The sequence below is a fragment of the Actinacidiphila yeochonensis CN732 genome (genome assembly GCF_000745345.1).
In the GTDB taxonomy this organism is placed as follows: Bacteria; Actinomycetota; Actinomycetes; order Streptomycetales; family Streptomycetaceae; genus Actinacidiphila; species Actinacidiphila yeochonensis.
The window spans coordinates 1764121-1785091 of record NZ_JQNR01000005.1; the positions used below are offsets into that span (position 1 = coordinate 1764121).

At 71.6% G+C, this 20971-nt stretch carries 20 protein-coding genes; 15 read left to right on the top strand and 5 right to left on the bottom strand.

The annotated features are described in order from the left end of the window. Positions 1–39: 39 nt before the first annotated feature. The gene (locus BS72_RS19345; RefSeq protein WP_037912179.1) at positions 40–1491 is read left to right on the top strand and encodes a menaquinone biosynthesis decarboxylase; all 1452 of its coding nucleotides are present in this window, start codon (positions 40–42) and stop codon (positions 1489–1491) included. Next, positions 1488–2426 carry a menaquinone biosynthesis prenyltransferase MqnP gene (gene mqnP / locus BS72_RS19350; protein ID WP_037912181.1) on the top strand — a complete coding sequence of 313 codons (939 nt, stop codon included), beginning with the start codon at positions 1488–1490 and terminating at the stop codon, positions 2424–2426. The genes BS72_RS19345 and mqnP overlap by 4 nt, the downstream gene beginning before the upstream one ends. Positions 2427–2498: 72 nt before the next feature. On the opposite strand, the gene BS72_RS19355 is transcribed toward mqnP, so the two are convergent. Beyond that, positions 2499–3341: an SDR family oxidoreductase gene (locus BS72_RS19355; protein ID WP_078901476.1), complete on the bottom strand. Its 843-nt coding sequence runs from the start codon at positions 3339–3341 to the stop codon at positions 2499–2501. Between the two features lie 104 nt (positions 3342–3445). Between BS72_RS19355 and BS72_RS19360 the strand changes: the two genes are divergently transcribed. From BS72_RS19360 to BS72_RS19380, 5 genes are all read left to right on the top strand, one after another. Beyond that, complete coding sequence (locus tag BS72_RS19360; RefSeq protein ID WP_037912183.1) at positions 3446–4282, top strand: helix-turn-helix domain-containing protein; 837 nt, start codon at positions 3446–3448, stop codon at positions 4280–4282. A 297-nt stretch (positions 4283–4579) separates the two neighbouring features. Then, on the top strand, positions 4580–5029 hold the full coding sequence (locus BS72_RS19365; protein WP_157856279.1) for a hypothetical protein: 450 nt from the start codon (positions 4580–4582) through the stop codon (positions 5027–5029). A gap of 284 nt (positions 5030–5313) precedes the next feature. Further along, entirely contained in the window at positions 5314–6192 is an 879-nt protein-coding gene (locus BS72_RS19370; protein WP_037912186.1) for a hypothetical protein, read from the top strand. A 97-nt stretch (positions 6193–6289) separates the two neighbouring features. Continuing rightward, the gene (locus tag BS72_RS19375; protein WP_157856280.1) at positions 6290–7309 is read left to right on the top strand and encodes an NHL repeat-containing protein; all 1020 of its coding nucleotides are present in this window, start codon (positions 6290–6292) and stop codon (positions 7307–7309) included. A 289-nt stretch (positions 7310–7598) separates the two neighbouring features. Further along, positions 7599–8477 carry a hypothetical protein gene (locus tag BS72_RS19380; RefSeq protein ID WP_157856281.1) on the top strand — a complete coding sequence of 293 codons (879 nt, stop codon included), beginning with the start codon at positions 7599–7601 and terminating at the stop codon, positions 8475–8477. Here BS72_RS19380 and BS72_RS32535 read toward each other — a convergent pair. Beyond that, positions 8441–8959, bottom strand: a complete 519-nt coding sequence (locus BS72_RS32535) for an ATP-binding protein (RefSeq protein WP_051951280.1) — start codon at positions 8957–8959, stop codon at positions 8441–8443. The genes BS72_RS19380 and BS72_RS32535 overlap by 37 nt on opposite strands. Before the next feature lie 222 nt (positions 8960–9181). Here BS72_RS32535 and BS72_RS33275 point away from each other — a divergent pair, with 222 nt between their 5' ends. The 3 genes from BS72_RS33275 (at position 9182) to BS72_RS19400 (ending at position 10513) form a co-directional block, all read left to right on the top strand. Next, positions 9182–10054, top strand: a complete 873-nt coding sequence (locus BS72_RS33275) for a helix-turn-helix domain-containing protein (RefSeq protein ID WP_063836104.1) — start codon at positions 9182–9184, stop codon at positions 10052–10054. Beyond that, positions 10011–10226 (top strand): DUF397 domain-containing protein, encoded by a 216-nt coding sequence (locus BS72_RS19395; RefSeq protein ID WP_037916721.1) that lies wholly within the window; start codon positions 10011–10013, stop codon positions 10224–10226. Before BS72_RS33275 ends, BS72_RS19395 begins: the two co-directional genes overlap by 44 nt. A gap of 65 nt (positions 10227–10291) precedes the next feature. After that, positions 10292–10513 (top strand): DUF397 domain-containing protein, encoded by a 222-nt coding sequence (locus BS72_RS19400; RefSeq protein ID WP_037912190.1) that lies wholly within the window; start codon positions 10292–10294, stop codon positions 10511–10513. A gap of 94 nt (positions 10514–10607) precedes the next feature. Here the strand turns inward: BS72_RS19400 and BS72_RS19405 are convergent, their stop codons facing one another. Further along, positions 10608–11717 carry a hypothetical protein gene (locus tag BS72_RS19405; protein WP_037912191.1) on the bottom strand — a complete coding sequence of 370 codons (1110 nt, stop codon included), beginning with the start codon at positions 11715–11717 and terminating at the stop codon, positions 10608–10610. Positions 11718–11931: 214 nt separating this feature from the next. Then, positions 11932–12483 carry a rhomboid family protein gene (locus BS72_RS19410; RefSeq protein WP_051951970.1) on the bottom strand — a complete coding sequence of 184 codons (552 nt, stop codon included), beginning with the start codon at positions 12481–12483 and terminating at the stop codon, positions 11932–11934. 593 nt (positions 12484–13076) lie between these two features. Here BS72_RS19410 and BS72_RS19415 point away from each other — a divergent pair. Then, entirely contained in the window at positions 13077–14870 is a 1794-nt protein-coding gene (locus tag BS72_RS19415; RefSeq protein WP_037912194.1) for a hypothetical protein, read from the top strand. 106 nt (positions 14871–14976) lie between these two features. Here the strand turns inward: BS72_RS19415 and BS72_RS19420 are convergent, their stop codons facing one another. Then, positions 14977–17019, bottom strand: a complete 2043-nt coding sequence (locus tag BS72_RS19420; protein WP_051951283.1) for a tetratricopeptide repeat protein — start codon at positions 17017–17019, stop codon at positions 14977–14979. 257 nt (positions 17020–17276) lie between these two features. Between BS72_RS19420 and BS72_RS19425 the strand changes: the two genes are divergently transcribed. The 4 genes from BS72_RS19425 (at position 17277) to BS72_RS19440 (ending at position 20960) form a co-directional block, all read left to right on the top strand. Then, positions 17277–17975: a UbiX family flavin prenyltransferase gene (locus BS72_RS19425; protein WP_037912197.1), complete on the top strand. Its 699-nt coding sequence runs from the start codon at positions 17277–17279 to the stop codon at positions 17973–17975. A gap of 437 nt (positions 17976–18412) precedes the next feature. Beyond that, a complete protein-coding gene (locus tag BS72_RS19430) occupies positions 18413–18868 on the top strand; it encodes an Lrp/AsnC family transcriptional regulator (protein WP_037912200.1) in 456 nt (151 codons plus the stop codon). Positions 18869–19059: 191 nt separating this feature from the next. Continuing rightward, positions 19060–20223, top strand: coding sequence for an aminofutalosine synthase MqnE (mqnE, locus tag BS72_RS19435; RefSeq protein WP_037912201.1), 1164 nt, complete (start codon positions 19060–19062; stop codon positions 20221–20223). Between the two features lie 212 nt (positions 20224–20435). Then, entirely contained in the window at positions 20436–20960 is a 525-nt protein-coding gene (locus BS72_RS19440) for a GNAT family N-acetyltransferase (protein WP_037912204.1), read from the top strand. Positions 20961–20971 lie beyond the last annotated feature (11 nt).

Below are 20971 nucleotides of genomic sequence, written 5' to 3' on the forward strand. Positions count from 1 at the left end.
GCCCACGTCGCGGGCGGGCGGGATGCGAGACTGTGGCCCATGGCTTACGACGACCTCCGCTCGCTGCTGCGGGCGCTGGAGAAGGACGGCGACCTCAAGCGGATCACCGCCGAGGTGGACCCGTACCTGGAGGTCGGCGAGATCACCGACCGGGTGAACAAGGCAGGCGGCCCCGCGCTGCTCTTCGAGAACGTCCGGGGTTCGGTCGCCCCGCTGGCGATGAACGTCTACGGCACCGACCGGCGGCTGCTCAAGGCGCTCGGCCTGGCCTCGTACGAGGAGATCGGCGAGCGCATCGCCGGGCTGCTGAAGCCGGAGCTGCCGCACGGCTTCGTGGGCGTGCGGGAGGCGTTCGGCAAGCTGTCGGGGATGCTCCACGTCCCGCCGAAGAAGGTCAAGGACGGCCCGGTGCAGGAGGTCGTGCTCACCGGCGACGACGTCGACCTGGAGAAGCTGCCGGCGCTGTTCACCTGGCCGCAGGACGGCGGCTCGTTCTTCAACCTGGGCCTGACCCACACCAAGGACCCCGAGTCCGGGGTGCGCAACCTCGGCCTCTACCGGCTCCAGCGGCACGACCGGCGCACCATCGGCATGCACTGGCAGATCCACAAGGACAGCCGCAACCACTACCAGGTGGCGCAGCGGCGCGGCGAACGGCTCCCCGTCGCCATCGCCTTCGGCTGCCCGCCGGCGGTCACCTACGCGGCCACCGCGCCGCTGCCGGGCGACATCGACGAGTACCTGTTCGCCGGCTACGTGCAGGGCAAGCGGGTGGAGATGGTGGACTGCCGCACCGTGCCGCTCCAGGTCCCGGCCGAGGCCGAGGTGGTGCTGGAGGGCTGGCTGGAGCCCGGGCGGACGCTGCCCGAGGGGCCGTTCGGCGACCACACCGGCTTCTACACCCCGCAGGAGCCGTTCCCGGCGCTGACCATCGACTGCGTGACGATGCGCAAGCGGCCGATCCTCCAGTCCATCGTGGTGGGCCGCCCGCCCACCGAGGACGGGCCGCTGGGCCGCGCCACCGAGCGGTTCTTCCTGCCGCTGCTGAAGATCATCGTTCCGGACATCGTGGACTACCACCTGCCGGAGGCGGGCGGCTTCCACAACTGCGCCATCGTCGCGATCGACAAGAAGTACCCCAAGCACGCGCAGAAGGTCATGCACGCGGTGTGGGGCGCCCACATGATGTCGCTGACGAAGCTGATCGTCGTCGTGGACGCCGACTGCGACGTGCACGACCTGCACGAGGTCGCGTGGCGGGCGTTCGGCAACACCGACTACTCCCGCGACCTGACCGTCGTCGAGGGGCCCGTCGACCACCTCGACCACGCCTCGTACCAGCAGTTCTGGGGCGGCAAGGCGGGCATCGACGCCACCCGTAAGCTGCCGGAGGAGGGCTACACCCGCGACGGCGGCTGGCCCGAGATGGTGCTCTCCGACCCGGAGACCGCCGAACGCGTCACCAAGCGCTGGAAGGAATACGGTCTGTGAGCAGTGGCGAGGCGGTCCTCGGCGGCGGCAGTACGAAGACGGGGCCGCCGCGGGCGAAGAGCGGCACGCCGGTCCGGGCGTTCCTGCGGCTGGTGATGATCGAGCACTCGGTCTTCGCGCTGCCGTTCGCCTACATCGCGGCGCTGACCGCGATGTTCCGCGACGACCGCGGCGTCCACTGGGGCGAGCTGCTGCTGGTGACGGTGGCGATGGTCGGCCTGCGCACCTTCGCGATGGCCGCCAACCGGATCATCGACCGGGAGATCGACGCCCGCAACCCGCGCACCGCGAACCGGGAACTGGTCACCGGCGCGGTGTCGGTGCGCTCGGCGTGGACGGGCGCGCTGGTCGCGCTGGCGGTCTTCCTGGGCGCGGCGGCGCTGCTCAACCCGCTGTGCCTGGCGCTGGCGCCGGTCGCGATCGTGCCGATGGTGGTCTACCCGTACGGCAAGCGGTTCACGAACTTCCCGCACGCCATCCTCGGCATCGCGCAGGCGATGGGCCCGGTCGGCGCCTGGCTGGCGGTCACCGGGTCGTGGGACTGGCACGCGGTGGTGCTGGGCCTGGCGGTCGGCGTCTGGATCGGCGGGTTCGACCTGATCTTCGGCAGCCAGGACGTGGCCGCCGACCGCGCGCACGGCGTCAAGTCCGTGCCCGCCCGCTTCGGCATCCCCGCCGCCCTGTACGGCGCCCGGGTCTGCCACGTGATCACGACCGGCCTGCTGGTCTGGTACGGCGTCGCGACCCACGCGGGCGTGCTCTTCTGGGTGGGCATGGCGATCGTCGCGGGCGCGTTCGTCTACGAGCACTCGATCGTCAAGCCGCACGACCTCTCCCGGCTGAACCGGGCGTTCTTCACGGTCAACGGCATCATCGGCATCACGCTCTTCGTCTTCGCGCTGGCCGACCTGATCGTCCGCGGCCTCGGCTGGTAGCCGCTCGGGCCCCGGGTTCCGGCCGCGCCGCGTGAGCGGCGCGGCCGTTCGCCGCTCCGGGACGGGGTCGGGTCAGACGAGGCGGTGGCCGCCGTCCACGTGCAGGACCGTGCCCGTGGTGAATCCGCCGCGCATCAGGGCGAGGAACGCCTGCGCGATGTCGTCGGGCGTGCCGATACGGCGGGCCGGGAGGCGGGCGGAGAGGTCGGCGAAGGCCGCGTCCCTCGCCGCGCCGACCACGCCCAGCTGGTCCCAGAGGTCGGTGTCGACCCACCCGGGGGAGAGCACGTTGACGCGGACCGGGGCGAGTTCGAGCGCCAGCCCGTACGCGAGCGACTCCAGGGCGCCGTTGGCCGCGGCCATGATCGAGTTGGAGCCGTTGGGCCGGTAGGCGTTGATGCCCGAGGTGAAGGTGATCGAGCCGGTGACCCGTCCGGCCGCGTACCTGCCGACCAGCCAGGCGCCCAGCACCTTGGTGCCCACCACGGCCCGCGCGACCCCGGTGGGGACGGTCGCGGTCGGCCCGTACACGCCGTTCGCGTCGGCCGCGGTGACGGCCACGTGGTCCACCGGCCCGACCTGGTCGAAGAGCGCGGCCACATCCTCCTCCCGGCTGATGTCGGCCACCGCCGTCCCGGCCCTCGCGCCGGTCACCCGCGCCAACTCGGCCCGGGCCGCCGCCAGCCGGTCCGCCGACCGGCCGGCGATCACCACCTCCGCCCCCTCGGCGAGCAGGGCTCGGGCCAGGGCCAGGCCCATGCCGGAAGCGCCGCCGATGACCAGTGCGTTCGTGCGGCCGGTGCCCGGCGGGCGGGGGCTCGGCGTGCTGGTGCTCGCGGTGGCGGTCGTGGCGGTCGTGGCGGTCGTCGTGGTGGCGGTCGTGGCGGAGGTGTTCGTCGTGTCCGTGTTCGTCATACGGCCGAGGCTGCCGCCGCCCGCCCGGTGCCCGGAAGGCCGTGCCGTTCGGGGGTGCGGCACGGCCACCCGGGAGGCGGCCGGCGGGTGGCAGACTCTGCGGGATGAACGCGATGGCGGAGTTCCTGCGGGCACGGCGCGGCGGGATCGGCCCCGCCGAGGTCGGGCTGCCCACCGGGCCGGGACCGCGGCGGGCCCCGGGGCTGCGCCGGGAGGAGCTGGCGGCGCTGGCCGGGGTGAGCGTCGACTACTACACCCGGATCGAGCAGGGCCGGGAGACCGCGCCCAGCGACGCGGTGCTGGACGCCCTGGCCCGCGCGCTGCGGCTGAGCGACGACGAGCACGCCCACCTGCTCGGCCTGGCCGACCGTGTCGCCGGACGCACCCCCCGACGCCGACCCGCCCCGCCGAGGCCGGCGGGCCCCGGCCTGCTGACCCTGCTGGAGTCGCTGCGGCCCAGCCCCGCGTACGTGCTCACCGAGGCCAACGACGTACTCGCCGCCAACCCGGAGGGGCTGGCGCTGATGCCGGGCCTGGCCGACTGGCCACCGGGGCGCCGCAACTCCGTCCGCTACACGTTCCTGCACCCGGCCGCCCGTACCCTCTACGCCGACTGGGAGCGGGTGGCCCGCAACTGCGTCGCCCACCTGCACACCGCCGAACTGGCCGACCCCGGCCCGACCGCCGCTCTGGTCGCCGAACTCACGCAGGCCAGCCCGGAGTTCGCGGCGCTGTGGGCCCGCCAGGAGGTGTGGGTCAAGCGCGGCGGCGAGACCGCGTTCCAGCACCCGCTGATCGGCGCGGTCACCCTGGCCAACCAGGTGCTGACCACGTCGGGCGACGGCCAGCGCCTCCTCGTCTACCAGGCCGAGCGCGGGACACCCGAGCACGACGCGCTGGTGCTGCTGTCGCTGGCCGGCCAGGACGCCGGGGCGGCTTGAACGCCGTCGCACGGCGCGCGGCAACCGGACCCCTGAAAAGGGGGGAGAATTCCGGCCGCCGTGGGAAGCGCCGGGCTGGAGGGTGTTCGGAAACCGTAAAGGACCCCTGAGGCCGGGCCGGTTCCGCCGCGACCGGTGAGACGCTCCTCCCTGGGGGCACAGGCATACGCTGGTGCCCGGAGAACCTGTTCCGGGGGGAGCCGTCATGGGGGAGTTCTCGGGTATAGACCCGGCCGCGCTCAAGCAGATGATCACGTCGTTCGACAACGACCGGTCCCATCTGCGGGACCGCGCGTCGTGACGTGGATCGCCGGTGGCGTCCTTGGCACGACCATTCCGGGCGCAGAGGAAGGGGAAGTGGGCGCACAGCTCATCCTGGGTACTCTCTCGGCCAGCATCGCTGGGGGTACTGCCTGGGGCTCCTACCGGTGCATGGGTGGCCATGCCGATGCGGTGACAGATGACGCGCAGTCGGAGCAGGACTTCGAGATGCGCGCGTTGAAGATCCCCATTGCCCAGGGGGTGATCGATTCGGGTAAGGCGCGGCCGCCGGAGAGCCCCTGGTTCCACGACGGAAAGCTCGATCAGTCGGCCATCGAAGGAGCGAACGCGGCGGACTTCAGCGCCTGGTGGGCCGTGAACGCCCCTGACGGCAGTCTTACGGAATCGCTCCTCAACAACGGCAAGGACGGGTACAACGACTCGACTTCGATGCGTCGCTCCCACAGCCAGAAGGATGGCAAATAGGTGCGATGGGACCTGGGCGCGACGGGGCGGACAACTGCCGCGTGGAAGAACGGGAAGCCAGAACGTTGAGGGGACTGCGAATGCCGCGTTGGACACGGCGCCGTGAATGCCTCGCTGCCGTGACTGTCGCCGGGCTGCTCTCGGTCGCCGGGTGTGGGTCCACACCGCCGGGGCCGTCGAAGGCTGGGCAGGCTCGGGTGGTGGGGCGGGCGACGGATGGCGGGGATATCGGGCCGGGGGTGGTGGATGGTACGCGGGGTGTTGCTGCTGGTGCGGGTGGGACGGTGTACTTCAACACTGGGGAGCACTTGGTGTTGCTCGGTACGGATGGGAAGTTCGAGGACGTGTCCGGGCGGCAGGCCGGCGAGCCAGGGCCGGAGGATCGTGGTCTGAGTGGGCTCGTGGTTCGGGGCGACGGGAGCATGGTGGCCGGTGAGAACGGTCAGGTGGTGTCGGTCGCTTCCGACGGTCAGCTCACGGTGCTGGCCGGCACGGCGGGGAAGTTCCGATCCCTGACCGCTTCGGTGCCGAAGAGCGCCGCCGCGTCCAGCTTCCGCTTCACCGAACCGGTCACGCCGTTGGGTGTGGAGAAGGACGGCACGGTGGTCATCGCGGACGGCGGGGCGGTGTGGTCGCTCAGCGGCGGGCGGCTGACGCTGCGCTACCGGCAGGCTCCTGTGAAGTCCGCTCAGGGGTACTTGAGTTCCTTCGATGATGCGGCCTCGGCCGTCGACCCCGACAGCACCGTTTTCCTGGCGCCGAACGCCACCCCGCCGCTGCTCACCGACGTGCTTGTCGTCCCAGGTGATGGACGGGCACCGCACAAGCTCGAACTCCCCTCCCAGATAGCGGGTATGAAAGTACCGACCTCGCAGTTGGGGGCAGCTTCCCTGGCGGGGGACGGAGCCGATGGAGTTTACGTCAACGCCTTCGACGAGAAGAAGCGCGGTTCCTACGTCCTCCACGTCCATGACGGCCGTGTCGATCTCGTCGCTTCGACCACGGCCACCGCCACGTCGCCGACGTGCGGGGTGCACAAGGCGGTGGGCGCGCGGGACTTTCCCTGCTACTTCCCTGATGGCATCGCCTACCGCGCTGGTCATGTGTACCTGGCGGGAAACCGCTCCTACGTCCTCGATATCGGGGTGAGCGCGGCACGTTAGGTGTGCACGGTCGGCGGTGGCATGAGATGCGGGGAGTCGGTACGTGGGTCGGTACGGTAGCGGGGCGGCAGTTGTTGCTGTCGTGGTGTTGGTCGCGGTGAGCGGGTGCGGGGGCAAGGGGAAGCCGGCGGCGCCGAAGGCCGGGCAGGCCGCGTTGCTCGGGTCGTATGACGGGAAGACCACGGTCGGCCAGGTCCTGGCCGCGGGCCATCCGAACGGGGCGGTGACCGACAGCGCGGGGAACACCTATGTGGTCAACTCCCCCTCGCTGGCCGAGTTGAGCGCCACCGGCAAGGGGACGGCGGTGCCCTCACTGGCCAGCTACTACGGCGCCACGCAGCCCGAGGGCATCGTGGCGATGCCGGACGGCTCCGTCCTGTTCGGGAACGGCGCTGAGGTGGTCCGGCTGGACCCGGAGACAGGAGAGTCCTCGGTACTGGCCGGCAGCTCCGACCGGGTGCGTGCCTACGGCGCCTCCGCACCCGCCACCGCGACTGCCGACGACGTCCGCTTCACCAAGGCGGTCATCCCGGTCGGGGTGACCAGCGCGGGCGCCGTCGTGATCGCCGACGACCGCGCGGTGTGGTCGCTGGCGTCCGGTCGGCTCACGCGTGTCGGGCAGCAGCCGGCCGTCCCTGGCAAGGACACCTCGTTCCTCGAAAACGGCAATGCCGTGGCCCCCGACGGTACGACGTACCTGCGCGGGACGAGGAGCAGCCCCGCGAGCCTCGCCACCGTCCGGGCGCTGTCCCCGCAAGGGGTGGCGACCACGTTGACCCTGCCCGCCTCGATCCCCGGCGTCAGCGGTCGTCCCGCCGACCTCACGCCCACCTGGCTCGCTCCCGACGGCGGGGACGGCGTCTACGTCCACGCGGTCTCTGACAAGGGCAACGGCGACTACGTCCTCCACCTCCACGGCAGTACCGCGACCCTGGTCGCGTCCGCGACGCCCACCGGCGACAACGCGCCCAAAGGCGAGGGGTGCGACGTCCACAGCCCGGTCGATGCCGAGCACTTCCCTTGTGCCCTGCCGAGCACGGTGTCCTACCACGCCGGCCAACTCGTCCTCGCCGGGGAGGAGTCGTACGTGGTGAAGCTGCCGGTGGGCCAGGGCTGAGAGCGGCCGGGCGCGGTCGCGCAAGAGCGGGCGGACACGGTGCCGCGCGGAAGAACCGAAGTCGGATCGTTGGGGGGAACTGCGAATGCCACGTTGGACACGGCGCCGTGAATGCCTCGCTGCCGTGACTGTCGCCGGGCTGCTCTCGGTCACCGGGTGTGGGTCCACACCGCCGGGGCCGTCGAAGGCTGGACAGGCTCGGGTGGTGGGGCGGGCGACGGATGGCGGGGATATCGGGCCGGGGGCGGTGGATGGTACGCGGGGTGTTGCTGCCGGTGCGGGTGGGACGGTGTACTTCAACACCGGGGAGCACTTGGTGTTGCTCGGTACGGATGGGAAGTACGAGGACGTGTCCGGGCGGCAGGCCGGCGAGCCAGGGCCGGAGGATCGTGGTCTGAGTGGGCTCGTGGTTCGGGGCGACGGGAGCATGGTGGTCGGTGAGAACGGTCAGGTGGTGTCGGTCGCTTCCGACGGTCAGCTCACGGTGCTGGCGGGTACGGCGGGGAAGTTCCGGTCTCTGACCGCTTCGGTGCCGAAGAGTGCTGCCGCGGCGGATTTTCGTTTCGCCCGTGGGGTCACGCCGTTGGGTGTGGAGAAGGACGGCACGGTGGTTGTCGCGGATGGCGGGGCGGTGTGGTCGCTCAGCGGTGGGCGGTTGACGTTGCGCTACCGGCAGGCGGCTTTGAAATCCGGGGCTCAGTACGTGTCGCCCTTCCTCGGGGCGCATTCGGCCGCCGATCCCGATGGCACTGTCTTTCTGAACCCAGGCGACTACTCGGCCACCCTCGCTGAGGTGGTCGTCGTCCCCGGCGACGGGCAGGGGGCACACAAGCTCACACTCCCGGCGAAGGTGCCGGGGCTGGGTGTGGCGACCGCTGAGCTTCTACCCGCTTCCCTGGCCGGGGACGGAGCCGACGGCGTCTATATCAACGCCTTCAACGAGAAGAAGCGCGGTTCCTACGTCCTCCACGTCCATGACGGCCGTGTCGATCTCGTCGCTTCGACCACGGCCACCGCCACGTCGCCGACGTGCGGCGTGCACAAGGCGGTGGCCGCGCGGGACTTTCCCTGCTACTTCCCTGATGGCATCGCCTACCGCGCTGGTCATGTGTACCTGGCGGGAAACCGCTCCTACGTCCTCGACATCGGGGTGGGCAGGACGGGGTGAGCCGGGGGCGTGGCGGGCGCGGGCTCCTTCAGCAGGGCCCAGACGACCTTGCCGGGGGCGCCGGGGCGGGGGGAGGTGCCCCAGGCGCCGTCGGTGAGGGCGGCGACGATGAGCAGGCCCCGGCCGTTCTCCTCAAGGTCCCAGAGGTCCGGCGGTTCCGGCACCACCAGGGGCGAACCCGCGTCGTGGACCTCGATGAGCACGCCCTCCGGCAGCCGCCGCACACTCAGCCCGATCCGCCGGTCCCGCACCGGGCCGAGCGTGCGGACGTGCGTGACCGCGTTGGCGACCAGCTCGCTGACGATCATCCCGGCGTCGGGGATCAGCTCCGCCAGCCCCCACCTCCGCAGCGCCCGGCCCACCTCGCCCCGCGCGATCGGGCCGCTCTGCTCGGCCACGCGCAACAGCCGTTGCGGCGACGCGTATCCGCCGGGCGGCGCCGCGTCCACGGCGTTCGCGGCTGACGTCGAAGGTGCGTTCATGGGTGCTCGTTCCGTGAGGGGTTCCTGACGTTCCGTAGATAAGCCTCCCCGCTGCGACCTATGATCGGCAGAGGTAAGCCGGTGACGAGCGGCACTGGCAACTCTGTGGCCTGCAACGTTGCGCCCGCCGGGCGAAAGCGCCCAGGCACGGTGATCAGGAGGGCTGTCCGGAAAGACAGTTGACGGCCCTCACGGCAACAGTTCTGCAGAGGGGTGGGACCCATGGACGTCAACGGTCTCAACGGCGCGACAAACGGCGAACCTTCGGCCCGCGCGGTCTTCCACGAGGAGGTGTTCAGGCAACGCGAGAAGTCCGGCTGGTCCCTGTCCGAGCTCTCCGCACGCGCTAACTACGACACCTCCTACCTCCAGCGCCTGGAGAAGGGCGACCGGCTCGGCACCCTCCAGGCAGTCGCCATCCTCGACCGCGTCTATGACACAGGGAAGCTTCTCGTCGGCCTCTGGCGGCTGGCCAAGCAGGAGGCAAGGCAGAAGCGCTTCCCCGGGTTCATGGAACTCTCCGCCAAGGCAACGAGCGTGCAGCAGTTCAGCGCTCACACGGTGCCGGGGCTGCTCCAGACGAGGGCGTATGCCGAGGCGCAGCTCCGCACCGGAGACCTGGAGACCGAAGAACTGTTGATCGAGCAGTTGGCGGCGCGGCTCGCCCTTCAAGAGCGGCTGACCGCACCGCGCCCTGTGAACTACCGCGTTCTGTTGGACGAGTCCGTGATCCGCCGCCCCACTCAGGAACCCGAGATGTGGGACGAGCAATTGGAACACCTCATCCGAATCGCCTCGCAGGCAAACGTCCGCGTGCAAGTGGTGCCGTTCCGCGTGGGCCTGCACAACCTGCTGGGCGGCTCGATGACCCTTCTGTGGTTGCCTGATGGGCGCAACGTCGCCTATGTGGAGAGCGCTTGGAGCGGCCAGATCGTCGACGAAACAGAGGAGGTCGAGCGGCTGAGGGTGAACTACGATCAGCTCAGGGACTCGGCAATGTCACCGTCCGAATCTCTTCAGCTACTGCGAACCGTGCTGGAGGATCACCGTCATGCTCACCCCCGGATCGACCCTGAGCGCCCCCAGGTGGCGTAAGTCGTCGTACAGCTCCGCCAACGGCGGGGACTGCGTCGAGGTCGCGGACACCGTCGCCGGTGTCGTTCCCGTGCGGGACTCGAAGGACCCGGAGGGGCCTGCGCTCGTGTTCCCTGCGGGGAGTTGGGTCGTGTTCGTCAACGACGTGAAGGCTGGGCACTTCCTCGCCTGAGTAACGGGCAACGTCGTAGCTGTACCACTTGAGCTGCTGAAGGCCACTCTGGAGGAGGTCACGTCATGCCCGACCAACCCAGCTTGAACCTGCATGTTGCTGCATGGCGCAAGTCGTCGTACAGCGATCACAGCGACCCGTACAGCTGCGTCGAGGTCGCGGACACCGTCGCCGGTGTCGTTCCCGTGCGGGACTCGAAGGACCCGGAGGGGCCTGCGCTCGTGTTCCCGGCGGGGAGTTGGGCCCTGTTCGTCAACGAGGTGAAGGCCGGGCGCTTCCTCGCCTGAGCGACGGGCAACGCCCCAAAGCCGACGGCTCGGCTCCCCGGTTGGGGAGCCGAGCCGTACCAGCCGTTCAGGGGCGAGGCGGGACCCGGGAGGGTCAGAAGGACGAGTCGTCCGACGAGCCCTCGCCCGCCGCGGACATCACGAAGCCCATGATGTCCTGCGGGTTCAGCGTCTGCGCTCCGGCCGGCGCGCTGATCGGCTTCGCGCTCCCGGTGAAGCCGAGCGTCAGCGGGAGGCTGCCGACGACCCCGGAGTCGAGCTGGCCGAGGTTGAAGGTGATCGAGGTGAGGCTGCCGTTCTTGATGGCGACATCGGCGGTCACCGTCTTGGCGGGGACGCCGTCCGCGTTCTCGAAGTCCGTGAGGTCGGATTCCTTCACGCCCGGGAACTGCTTGACGACCGGCGCCAGGCCGGTGGCGATGTCCTTGGCGAACTGCTGCGCGGGCACGCTGACCTGGACGTGGTCGGCGCCGTCCTTGCTGCCGGCGTCCTTGTAGGTGACGTTCTTGGTGAGCGCGGCGTGGATCGCGGCCAGGGCCTGCTTCTGCGTCGTGGCGTCGAGCTTGAAGTTCGAGAGGGAGTCGGTGCTGCTGCTGCCGCCCAGGCTCCCGGCCATGGACTGGACGAACTGCTCGTACGCCTTCGGGTCGATGCTGACCCACTGGCCCTTGAGCGCGGCCTTGACCGAGGCGAGCGAGGCCGGCAGCTGGTCGGCCTTGTCGATGAACTGGTTGGCCTCGTCGATGCCCTTGGTGTCGGACGCGGACGGGTCGACGTCCAGCTTCTCCAGGCCCTTGACGTCGAACCGGATGTACACCTTCTGGCCGACGGTGCGGACCTCCAGCAGGTTGCCGCCGACCACGTCCTCGGAGGTCAGCGCCAGGTCGGCGGAGGTGCCGGCGGTGCTCTTGGCCTTGCTCAGCAGGCTGAACTGCTGCTTCGAGCTGGCGGCGACGGAGATGTGGAGCGAGGAGAGGAGCTTGGCGTCGGCCTGGGTGAAGCCGTCCTCGTCCTTCATGGACGCGTAGATCTGGTCGGCCGAGCCGTCGATGCTCAGGTCGAGCGTGACGGTGCTCTGCTTGTCGAGCTTGGTGAAGGCGTCGCTGACCTTCCCCTGGGGCGTCGTGGGCTTGTCCGCACCGCAGGCGACGGACCCGACCGATATGAGGGCGACCACTCCGGCGGCGGCGAGGCCCTTGCGCATGCTGCTGATGGCGAACTCCTAGAAAATCACGAAAATCTGGGGATCGGCCCAGTTGTGGGACACGATCGTAGCTGTGCGAAGGCTGTGCCTTCACTTGGGTTTGACGGCGGTTTGACGGCGGTTCGGTGACGGTTCGTACCGAGCTGCCGCCTTACGTCCGGAGCCAGTTGGCGTCAGTCGGCGTCGACCGGCGCAGGGCCCGGCGGGGCCGGGCTCACTCCGTCACCGGGAGCGCCACGGTCTGCCGCTCACGGAGGAGGTAGGCCGCGGCCACGCCGCCGACGAGCCCGAACAGGTGCCCCTGCCAGGAGACGCCGGTGTGCACCGGCAGCACTCCCCAGAGGATCGAGCCGCCGTAGTACAGCCCGATGGCCAGGCCGACGACGACGTCCAGCGCCCGGCGGTCGACGAACCCGCGCACCACCAGGTAGCTGAAGAGGCCGAAGATCAGGCCGGACGCCCCCGCGGTGTTGGTGTGCGCGGGGGAGAACAGCCAGACGCCGAGGCCGTCCAGGACGATGACGGTCAGCGCCACCGCGAGGAACCGGCCGATGCCGCGCAGGGCGGCGATGAAGCCGAGCACCAGCAGCGGCAGGCTGTTGGCGGCCACGTGCCCGAACCCGAAGTGGACGAAGGCTGAGGGCACGATGTCCCACAGCTCGCCGCTCTGCCGCGGGGTGATGCCGAGGCTGTCCAGGCGGTGGCCGACGACGCTGTCGATGCCCTCCAGCGCCCACAGCAGTCCGACCCAGGTCACCATGAGCATGGCCGCGGCCGTGACGCGAGCACTCAGCCGCAGCGGTGCGAGCACGCTCACGGCCGGTCGGCGAGCGACCTGCCTGCCCCCGTATGCCACCGAATCCCCCCCTCAGGTCCAGTGCCTCCACAGAAGAGTACGCCGGGTGGGCCTCCTCCGGTTCCGCCGTATTGGCGTCCGGTTGCGTCCGGTTGCGGGACGGCGGCGGGGCAGTCGCGGGAAGGCGGCGGGCCAGTCTCAGGACCGTCGCGGGCCAGTAGCGGGCCGGTGGCGGGTCTGCGGCAGGTTGGTGGCGGGTTGGTGGCGGTTCGGCGGGGGAACAGAGCGGGGTTCGGCGGCGGAGCAGGGCGGGGTTCGGCGGCGGATCGGGAGCGGGCGACGGGCCGTGACAGGGCCGGGCGACCGGCCGGGACGGGGGCCAGTGGATCACGAACTCGGCTCGTGGGAAGGCGTCCTGTCGCCACTGCACGCTTATTGACGCTGCATACCGGCGGTGATTCACTTCGTGCCTGAGAGCGCTCTCCCGCGGTTGTGGACCAGCCGCGGTCCCCTATCCACCACGTTCAGGGAGAGCCGTGTCCGTGATTCCCTCTCGCCGTGCCATGCTCCGCGGGGCGGCGGCCGCTGCCGCCGCGGTACCGCTGGCCGGTGGCATCTCCGCAGGGACGGCCTTTGCGTCGTCGCCCTCGCCCGCCGGTTTCCCGAGCGGCCGCGGCGCCAACGACCTCGGCCCGAACGTCATCGTCTTCGACCCGTCCATGGGCGACGCTGCGATCCAGGCCAAGCTCGACGCCGTCTTCGCCCAGCAGGCGCCGAACCAGTTCGGCACCGAGCGGTACGCCCTGGCGTTCAAGCCGGGCACCTACAACGTCGACGTCAACGTCGGGTTCTACACGCACGTCCTGGGCCTCGGCGCGAGCCCCTCGGACGTCGTGATCAACGGGCACGTCACGGTGGACGCCCAGTGGTTCGACGGCAACGGCACCCAGGACTTCTGGCGGTCCGCCGAGAACCTGACGATCGTGCCGCCGGACGGGCTGGACCGCTGGGCGGTCGCCCAGGCCGGGCCGCTGCGCCGGGTGCACGTCAAGGGCAACATGAACCTGATGCCGAGCCCGCCCGGAAACGGCTGGTCCAGCGGCGGCTTCCTGGCCGACAGCGTGGTGGACGGCCAGATCGACTCCGGCTCGCAGCAGCAGTGGCTGTCCCGCAACGACACCATCGGCAGCTGGACCGGCTCCAACTGGAACATGGTCTTCGTCGGCGTCGAGGGCGCCCCGGCCACGTCCTTCCCGACGCCGCCGTACACCACCGTGGACCGCACCCCGGTGGTGCGGGAGAAGCCGTTCCTGACCATCGACCGCCACGGCGACTACCAGGTCTTCGTCCCCGCGCTGCGCCGTGACAGCACCGGCACCTCCTGGGCCCACGGACAGGCCGCCGGCACCAGCATCCCGCTCTCGCAGTTCCACGTCGCGAAGCCCGGAGACTCCGCCGCGAGCATCAACATCGCGCTCGCCCTGGGCAAGCACCTCCTGCTCACCCCGGGCATCTACCCGCTCTCCGCGCCGCTGCTGGTCTTCCGGCCCGGCACCGTCGTCCTCGGCCTGGGCCTGGCCACCCTCCAGGCCGTGCGCGGCAACTCGCTGATCGAGGTCGGCGACGTGGACGACGTCACCGTCGCCGGCGTGATCCTGGAAGCCGCCTCCCTGCCCAGCTCCCCGGTCCTGCTGCGGGTCGGCGACGCCCTCGTCCGGCGCAGCCACGCCGCCCGGCCCACCGCGCTCTTCGACATCTTCCCGCGCATCGGCGGCGCCGTCCCCGGCGGCACCGACACCAGCATCCAGATCGACAGCCACGACGTGATCGTCGACCACGTCTGGGCCTGGCGCGCCGACCACGGCCTGGACGGCTCGGTCGGCTGGGCGGTCAACCCGGCCGGCACCGGGTTCCTCGTCAACGGCGACCGGGTCACCGCCTACGGCCTGTTCGTCGAGCACCACCAGAAGTACGAGGTGCTCTGGAACGGCGAGCAGGGCCGCACCTACTTCTTCCAGAACGAGCACCCCTACGACGTGCCCACCCAGTCCGCCTGGAAGCACGGCAGCACCAACGGCTACGCCGCCTACAAGGTCGGCGACCGGGTCCGCGACCACCACGCGTGGGGCCTGGGCAGCTACGCCTACTTCGACCTCAACGCGAACATCTACACCGACCGCGCGTACGAGGTGCCCGACACCCCGGGCGTCGTCCTCACCTCGCTGATGACCGTCTGCCTCAACGGCGCGGGCGGCGGTGGCATCCTGCACTGCGTCAACAACACCGGCGACCCCGTGGAGAACGGCTTCGGCGTCTTCAACATGAAGTCCTACAGCAACGGCACCGGCGTCGTCTGACCCTCGCCTCTCCACCTCCCCGCCTCCCCGGGGTGTACGGCGGGCGGGTCCTCCGGGACCCGCCCGCCGCTTGGTACCGGCGCCGCATCCGCAAGGTGACGGAACGTCAGAGATCGTGGGCGGGGCGGTCCCGGTACGTGACGGCACGCCAGAACGGACGCACGGCGTCGGGGTGGTTGACGTCTTGTGCGGCCTTCAGTGCGGTGTGGAGCCTCCCCTGCGCGAGGCTCTCGTTGTGCGCGTCTCCGACGTCCCGGAACATGACGGCGGCTCGGGTGTGAGCCGCGACGGCTCCCTCGAACCGGCGCAGCTCCGTCAGAGCGAGTCCGAGGTTGTCCAACGCGCCCGCCTCGCCGTTTCGGTCTCCGGTTTCGCGGAAGACGTCGACGGCCTGGGTGTGTACGTCGACGGCCTCCTCGAACCGCTGAACCTCCCGCAGGGCCGATCCGAGAAAGGTGAGTACCTTCCCCTCGGCGGCCCGGTCGCCGAGGCGGCGCGCGGCGGCCAGGGCGTGCCGTCCGGTGGTGACGGCGTCGTGGAAATGGCGGCGGCGGATGAGGAACTCGGCCAGGCTCTCGGTCAGAGCCAACGCCGCGGCTGGACGGGTGGTCGCGGTGAGGACGACGGCACCGACGAGGTTGGCGCGTTCCGTCTCCAGCCAGGCCAGGGCGTCCGCGCGGTCGGCGAAGTGGTCGGTGACCGGCTGACCCGGCAGCGCCCGCACGTGGTGGTCGGCCACTTCGGCGGTGAGCGTGTAGTAGACCAGAAGCAGGAGGAGGGAGCCTTCCCGCTCGCTGTAGCCGTCCCGTTCGCTCCGGCCTTCTCGTTCGCCGTGGCCGTCCCGTTCGCTCCGCTCGTCCTGCCCGCTCCGCTCGTCCTGCTCGGCGACGAGTTCGGCGGCGTACAGGCGGACCAGGTCGTGCATGCGCCAGCGTCTCTCGGCGACGGGCTCGACCAGGTGGGCCTGGGCGAGCTTGACGGTCGTCCGGCGGGCCTGCTCCGGCGTCGTCCGGTCCAGGAACGTGGCGGCGTCGAGGGTGAACTGCGGGGTCGGGTTGAGGGAGAGCAGCCGGAAGAGCCTCGCCTGTTCGGGCGGCAGCCGACGGTAGGAGAGTTCGAAGGCGGCGCGGACCGCGAGGGTCTGGCCCTCGTCGCTGTAGGAGAGGGCCAGCCGGGCCCGTTCGTCCTTGAGGACCGAGGCGAAACCGGCCAGGGACCGGTGCGGGTCGGCCCTGAGGTTGGCGGCGGCGATCTGGAGGGCCAGCGGCAGGAAGCCGCAGTAGGCGGCCAGTTCGGCGAGCGCGCGCGGCTCCCGCGCGGGACGGGGGTCGCCGCCGCCCAGGGCCCGGGTGATCATGGCGGCGGCGTCGGCGGGTGCCAGGACGGCCAGGTCGATCACCGTGGCGGGCAGCGAGGCCAGCGTGTGGCGGCTGGTGACCACGACCCGGTGGCCCCTGCCGCCCGGCAGCAGCGGCTCGACCTGGGCGGCGGTCGACGCGCTGTCCAGGACCAGCAGCGCCGGGCCCCGCTCCCGGGCCAGGGCCGCCATCTGCGAGCGGTACAGCCCCGCCTGCTCCGCCGGGTCGGTCGGCAGCTCCGCGTCCGCCCCGCACAGCGCCCGCAGCAGCGCGCCCAGCGCCTGGGCGGCGGTGACCTGCCCGGTCGGTTCGTAGCCGCGCAGGTCCAGGAACAGGTGCCCGCCGGGGAACCAGCCGCGCTCGACGGCCTGGTGGGCGGCGTGCACGGTCAGCGTCGTCTTGCCCACCCCGGCCAGCCCCGCCACCGCCGAGACGACGACCGCCCCCGCAGACCCGCCCGCAGACCCGCCCGCCGGTCCGTCCGCCGGTCCGTCCGCCGGTCCGCCCGCAGACCCGCCCGCAGACCCGCCCGCCGGTCCGCTCGCCGGTCCGGCCGCAGATCCGGCCGCCGGGTCGAGCAGCGCCAGCAGCCTCGCCAGTTCCTCCTCACGGCCGGTCAGTTCAGCTGTCACGGGCGGCAGGGAGGCCAGCGCCCGCGGCGCCGGGCCCGGCGCGACGACGTAGTCCCCGGCCACGAGAACCTGGTCCCTGCCGGCCTGGAAGACGGTCGCGCTGTCGCTCGCGGCCGCGTGCTGCTCGACGTGCCCCGGGTCCGTTCCCTCCGCCGTCATGCGGTGGGCCCCGGCGCGTTCCGGCCAACGGCGGCCCGGGTCCCACCGAACGCGGCCGGCACCGCGCCGACCGTGACCGTCCACCGCGCCGAACGCGACACTTCCGCCCCCCGGGTCCGTCGTCCTCGCGCCAAGAGTCCCACCGCCGCGCGCTCCCCGGCAGCCGCACGGGAAAAGAACCCGGCACCGGCTCCGGGCGCACGGCCGGGCCACGGCGGCGTCGATGCGGGTGTCGGCGCGCCACTAGGCTCGAACGCGTGGAGCAGAACAGCCGCAGGCCCTGGATCGTCGGCGTCTCCGGGGCGTCCGGGACGCCGTACGCCGCCGCGGTGCTGCGCGCGCTGCTGCACGCGGGGGAGGACGTGGACCTCGTGGTCAGCCGCGCCGCCCGGCTCACCCTGCTGGACGAGACCGGCGCCGCCGTCCGTGACGCCCACTGGCGCGAGGACCTGGCCCGCTGGCTGGCGCGGGGCGCGGACGGGCGGCCGGACGCGTTCGACCCGGAACCGGGCCTGGAGCGGGTGCGGTACTGGCCGGCCGGGGATCTGGCGGCAGGGCCGTCCTCGGGGTCGTACCCGGCGCGCGGGATGCTGATCGTGCCCGCCAGCACGGCGTGTGTGGCCGGAGTGGCGCTGGGGCTGTCCAAGGACCTGCTGCAACGGGCCGCGAGCGTCACCCTCAAGGAGCGCCGGCCGCTGGTGGTCGCGGTGCGCGAGACCCCGCTCAGCGGCCAGACGCTGCGGCAGCTGACCGCCCTGCACGACGCCGGCGCGGTGGTCCTGCCCGCCTCGCCGGCCTTCTACGCGGGCGGCACGACCGCCCAGGAGCTGGTGGACTTCGTCGCCGGGCGGGTGCTGGACGCGGCGGGTGTGCCGCACAAGCTCTACCGGCGGTGGGCGGGGGAGCTGGGCGCCGCGCGGCCGGACGCCGGGGGCGCGGCCGATCCGGGGCGGTGACCCCTTCCGGGCGCGGCCGTCCGGGCGGTGTGCGGCGAGGGCGTCGGGAGGCGGAGGAGGCGGGGCCGCGCGGGCGGGACGAGAGCGGGACGAGGGCGGGACGACGGTCGGCCGGGACGGGGACAGGACGTCGCGGGGGAGCGGTCCGGGGCGCCGGTGGGGGAACTGAACGGAGAGCCGGCCGGGTGTCGGGCCGGGTCTCGGGCTGGGCGTCCGGCCGGGAGCGCGGCTGGGAACTGGCTGGGAAGTGGCGGGAAACCGGTCGGGAGTCTCGTCGGGGAATTGGCTGAGAAGCGCGGAAAGCGGGGGCCCAAGTTTCGTCGGAGAGTAGCGGTACGGCCGGTCGGGGGAGTAGATGTGCAGGGCGGGAACCGGGCTATCCCTTAGATTCGTGTCCTGACAGGGCAGCCGCCAGACGAACGGGAGGGTTCGAATCGATGGACGGGGTGGACAGGCAGCTCATCCAGGCGCTGCGGGAGAACGGCCGTGCGTCCTACGCGGAGCTGGGCCGGCTCGTCGGCCTGTCCGGGCCGAGCGTCACCGACCGGATCAACCGCCTGGAACAGGCCGGTGTGATCAGCGGCTACCGCGCCACCGTCGCACCCGCCTCCCTCGGCCTGGGGGTGACCGCGCTGGTCGGCCTGCAACTGTCCGACGCCGCCGACCACGAGGAAGTCGCCAAGCGGCTCCAGGACCTGGACGAGATCGAGGACTGCTGGTTCATCGCCGGCGACGACTCCTACATGCTCAAGGTGCGGGTCGGCGACGTCGACGGGCTGGAGCGCACCATCCGGCGCCTGTCCGGCACCCAGGGCGTCGCCCGCACCCGGACCACCGTCGTGCTCTCCACCAAGTGGGAGAACCGGGTCGGGCAGCTCCCCGAAGAGGCCTGAACCGGGCGCCGGGCACGCGCCGCCGCCCGCCCTCGCCCTTCCTCGGTGACCGGCGGCCGCCCCGTACGACGCCCCGGCACGACGCCCGGCGCGACGCCCCCGGTCGGCCGCCCGGCGGGGGAGTCGTACCGGGGGCGTATCGTCGGTCGGGGCGGCCGGTCGGGGCCGCCCGCTGCACGAGGAGGAGTGGCATGGACGCTGGGCTCAAGCGCGAGCTGGAGGAGAAGGTCTACGCCGGCGAGCGGCTGACCCGCGAGGACGGCATCGCCCTGTACGAGTCCGACGACCTGGCCTGGCTGGGCGGCCTCGCCCACCACGTGCGGACGCAGAAGAACGGCGACGTCGTCCACTTCAACGTCAACCGCCACCTGAACATGACCAACGTGTGCACCGCCTCGTGCGCGTACTGCTCCTTCCAGCGCAAGCCGGGGGAGAAGGACGCCTACACGATGCGCATCGAGGAGGCCGTGCGGCTGGCGAAGGCGATGGAGGCCGACAGCCTCACCGAGCTGCACATCGTCAACGGCCTCCACCCGACCCTGCCGTGGCGGTACTACCCGCGGTCGCTGCGGGCGCTGAAGGAGGCGCTGCCGCAGGTGTCGCTGAAGGCGTTCACCGCGACCGAGATCCACCACTTCGAGACCATCTCGGGCCTGTCCGCCTCGGAGATCCTGGACGAGCTGATCGACGCCGGCCTGGAGTCGCTGACCGGCGGCGGCGCGGAGATCTTCGACTGGGAGGTGCGGCAGCACATCGTGGACCACCGCACCCACTGGGAGGACTGGTCCCGCATCCACCGGCTCGCCCACGAGAAGGGCCTCAAGACGCCCTGCACCATGCTCTACGGGCACGTCGAGGAGCCGCGCCACCGCGTGGACCACGTGCTGCGGCTGCGCGAACTCCAGGACGAGACCGGCGGGTTCCAGGTCTTCATCCCGCTGCGCTACCAGCACGACTTCGTGGACATGAAGGACGGCAAGATCCGCAACACCCTCCAGGCCCGCACCACGATGGCCTCGGGCGCGGACGCGCTGAAGACCTTCGCCGTCTCCCGGCTGCTGTTCGACAACGTGCCGCACGTGAAGGTGTTCTGGGTGATGCACGGCCTGGCCACCGCGCAGCTCGCCCTCAACCACGGCGCGGACGACATGGACGGCTCGGTCGTCGAGTACAAGATCACCCACGACGCGGACCAGTACGGCACGCCCAACAAGCTGACCCGGGACGACATCCTCGACCTGATCCGGGACGCCGGCTTCCGCCCGGTCGAGCGCAACACGCGGTACGAGACCATCCGCGAGTACCCGGGCCCGGACGCCGGCCGCCGTGAGTCGCCTCAGCCGATGCGGCTCTGACCCTCCGCCCTCGCGCCGTGACCGGCAGGGGTCCGGCGGAGGCCCCGCGGGGTTCCGGCGGAGACCAGGCGGGTTCCGGCGGAGGCCAGGCGGGGTTCCGGCGGAGGCCCGGCCCGGTGCGAGGCTGTCGGCCGCGCCGGTGTGAGCAGGGTGACACCGGCGCGGCGCGCGTTCCTGGCGGGGAGCTCATCGGTAATAGTTAATCTTGTCCTATGAGTCTTACGTACCAGCTGGACCCGGTCGTCGACGACGAGGTGCGCGCGGGGGTCCTGGCGCTGTGGACCGAGGTGTCCAACGCGGGCGGCGCGGTCGGCTTCACCCCGCCGGTCACGCCCGAGGACATCCGCCCCGACCTCGACCGCTCGCTCGCCGAGGTGGCGGCCGGGGAGCGCCGGCTGCTCGTCGGCCGGGACGAGGACGGACGGATCGCCGCCAGCGCGTTCCTCGCGTTCAACCGCCGCACGCTGATGCGGCACTGGATCTGGCTCTACACGGTGATGGTCCACCCCCGCCTCCAGGGCAAGGGCCACGGCCGGGCGCTGCTGGCCGCGGCGGAGGAGGCGGCGCGCGGCCTGGGCGGCGTCGAGGCGATACGGCTGACCTGCCGGGGCGGCACCGGGGCCGAGCACTTCTACGCGGCCTGCGGCTACAAGGAGGTCGGCCGGGTCCCCGGCGCGATCCGGGTGGCGCCCGGCGACGACCGCGACGACGTCATCATGCTGCTGCCGCTGCTCTGACCCGCCGACCG

Bases quoted from the DNA above. Each gene is read 5' to 3' on its own strand.
- BS72_RS19430 (WP_037912200.1), top strand. From the start codon at position 18,413: ATGGACGGGGTGGACAGGCAGCTCATCCAGGCGCTGCGGGAGAACGGC.
- BS72_RS19420 (WP_051951283.1), bottom strand. From the start codon at position 17,019: ATGACGGCGGAGGGAACGGACCCGGGGCACGTCGAGCAGCACGCGGCC.
- BS72_RS19395 (WP_037916721.1), top strand. From the start codon at position 10,011: ATGCTCACCCCCGGATCGACCCTGAGCGCCCCCAGGTGGCGTAAGTCG.
- BS72_RS19360 (WP_037912183.1), top strand. From the start codon at position 3,446: ATGAACGCGATGGCGGAGTTCCTGCGGGCACGGCGCGGCGGGATCGGC.
- BS72_RS19400 (WP_037912190.1), top strand. From the start codon at position 10,292: ATGCCCGACCAACCCAGCTTGAACCTGCATGTTGCTGCATGGCGCAAG.
- BS72_RS19405 (WP_037912191.1), bottom strand. From the start codon at position 11,717: ATGCGCAAGGGCCTCGCCGCCGCCGGAGTGGTCGCCCTCATATCGGTC.
- BS72_RS19410 (WP_051951970.1), bottom strand. From the start codon at position 12,483: ATGCTCATGGTGACCTGGGTCGGACTGCTGTGGGCGCTGGAGGGCATC.
- BS72_RS19415 (WP_037912194.1), top strand. From the start codon at position 13,077: ATGCTCCGCGGGGCGGCGGCCGCTGCCGCCGCGGTACCGCTGGCCGGT.
- BS72_RS19345 (WP_037912179.1), top strand. From the start codon at position 40: ATGGCTTACGACGACCTCCGCTCGCTGCTGCGGGCGCTGGAGAAGGAC.
- BS72_RS33275 (WP_063836104.1), top strand. From the start codon at position 9,182: ATGGACGTCAACGGTCTCAACGGCGCGACAAACGGCGAACCTTCGGCC.
- BS72_RS19355 (WP_078901476.1), bottom strand. From the start codon at position 3,341: ATGACGAACACGGACACGACGAACACCTCCGCCACGACCGCCACCACG.
- mqnE (WP_037912201.1), top strand. From the start codon at position 19,060: ATGGACGCTGGGCTCAAGCGCGAGCTGGAGGAGAAGGTCTACGCCGGC.
- BS72_RS32535 (WP_051951280.1), bottom strand. From the start codon at position 8,959: ATGAACGCACCTTCGACGTCAGCCGCGAACGCCGTGGACGCGGCGCCG.
- BS72_RS19440 (WP_037912204.1), top strand. From the start codon at position 20,436: ATGAGTCTTACGTACCAGCTGGACCCGGTCGTCGACGACGAGGTGCGC.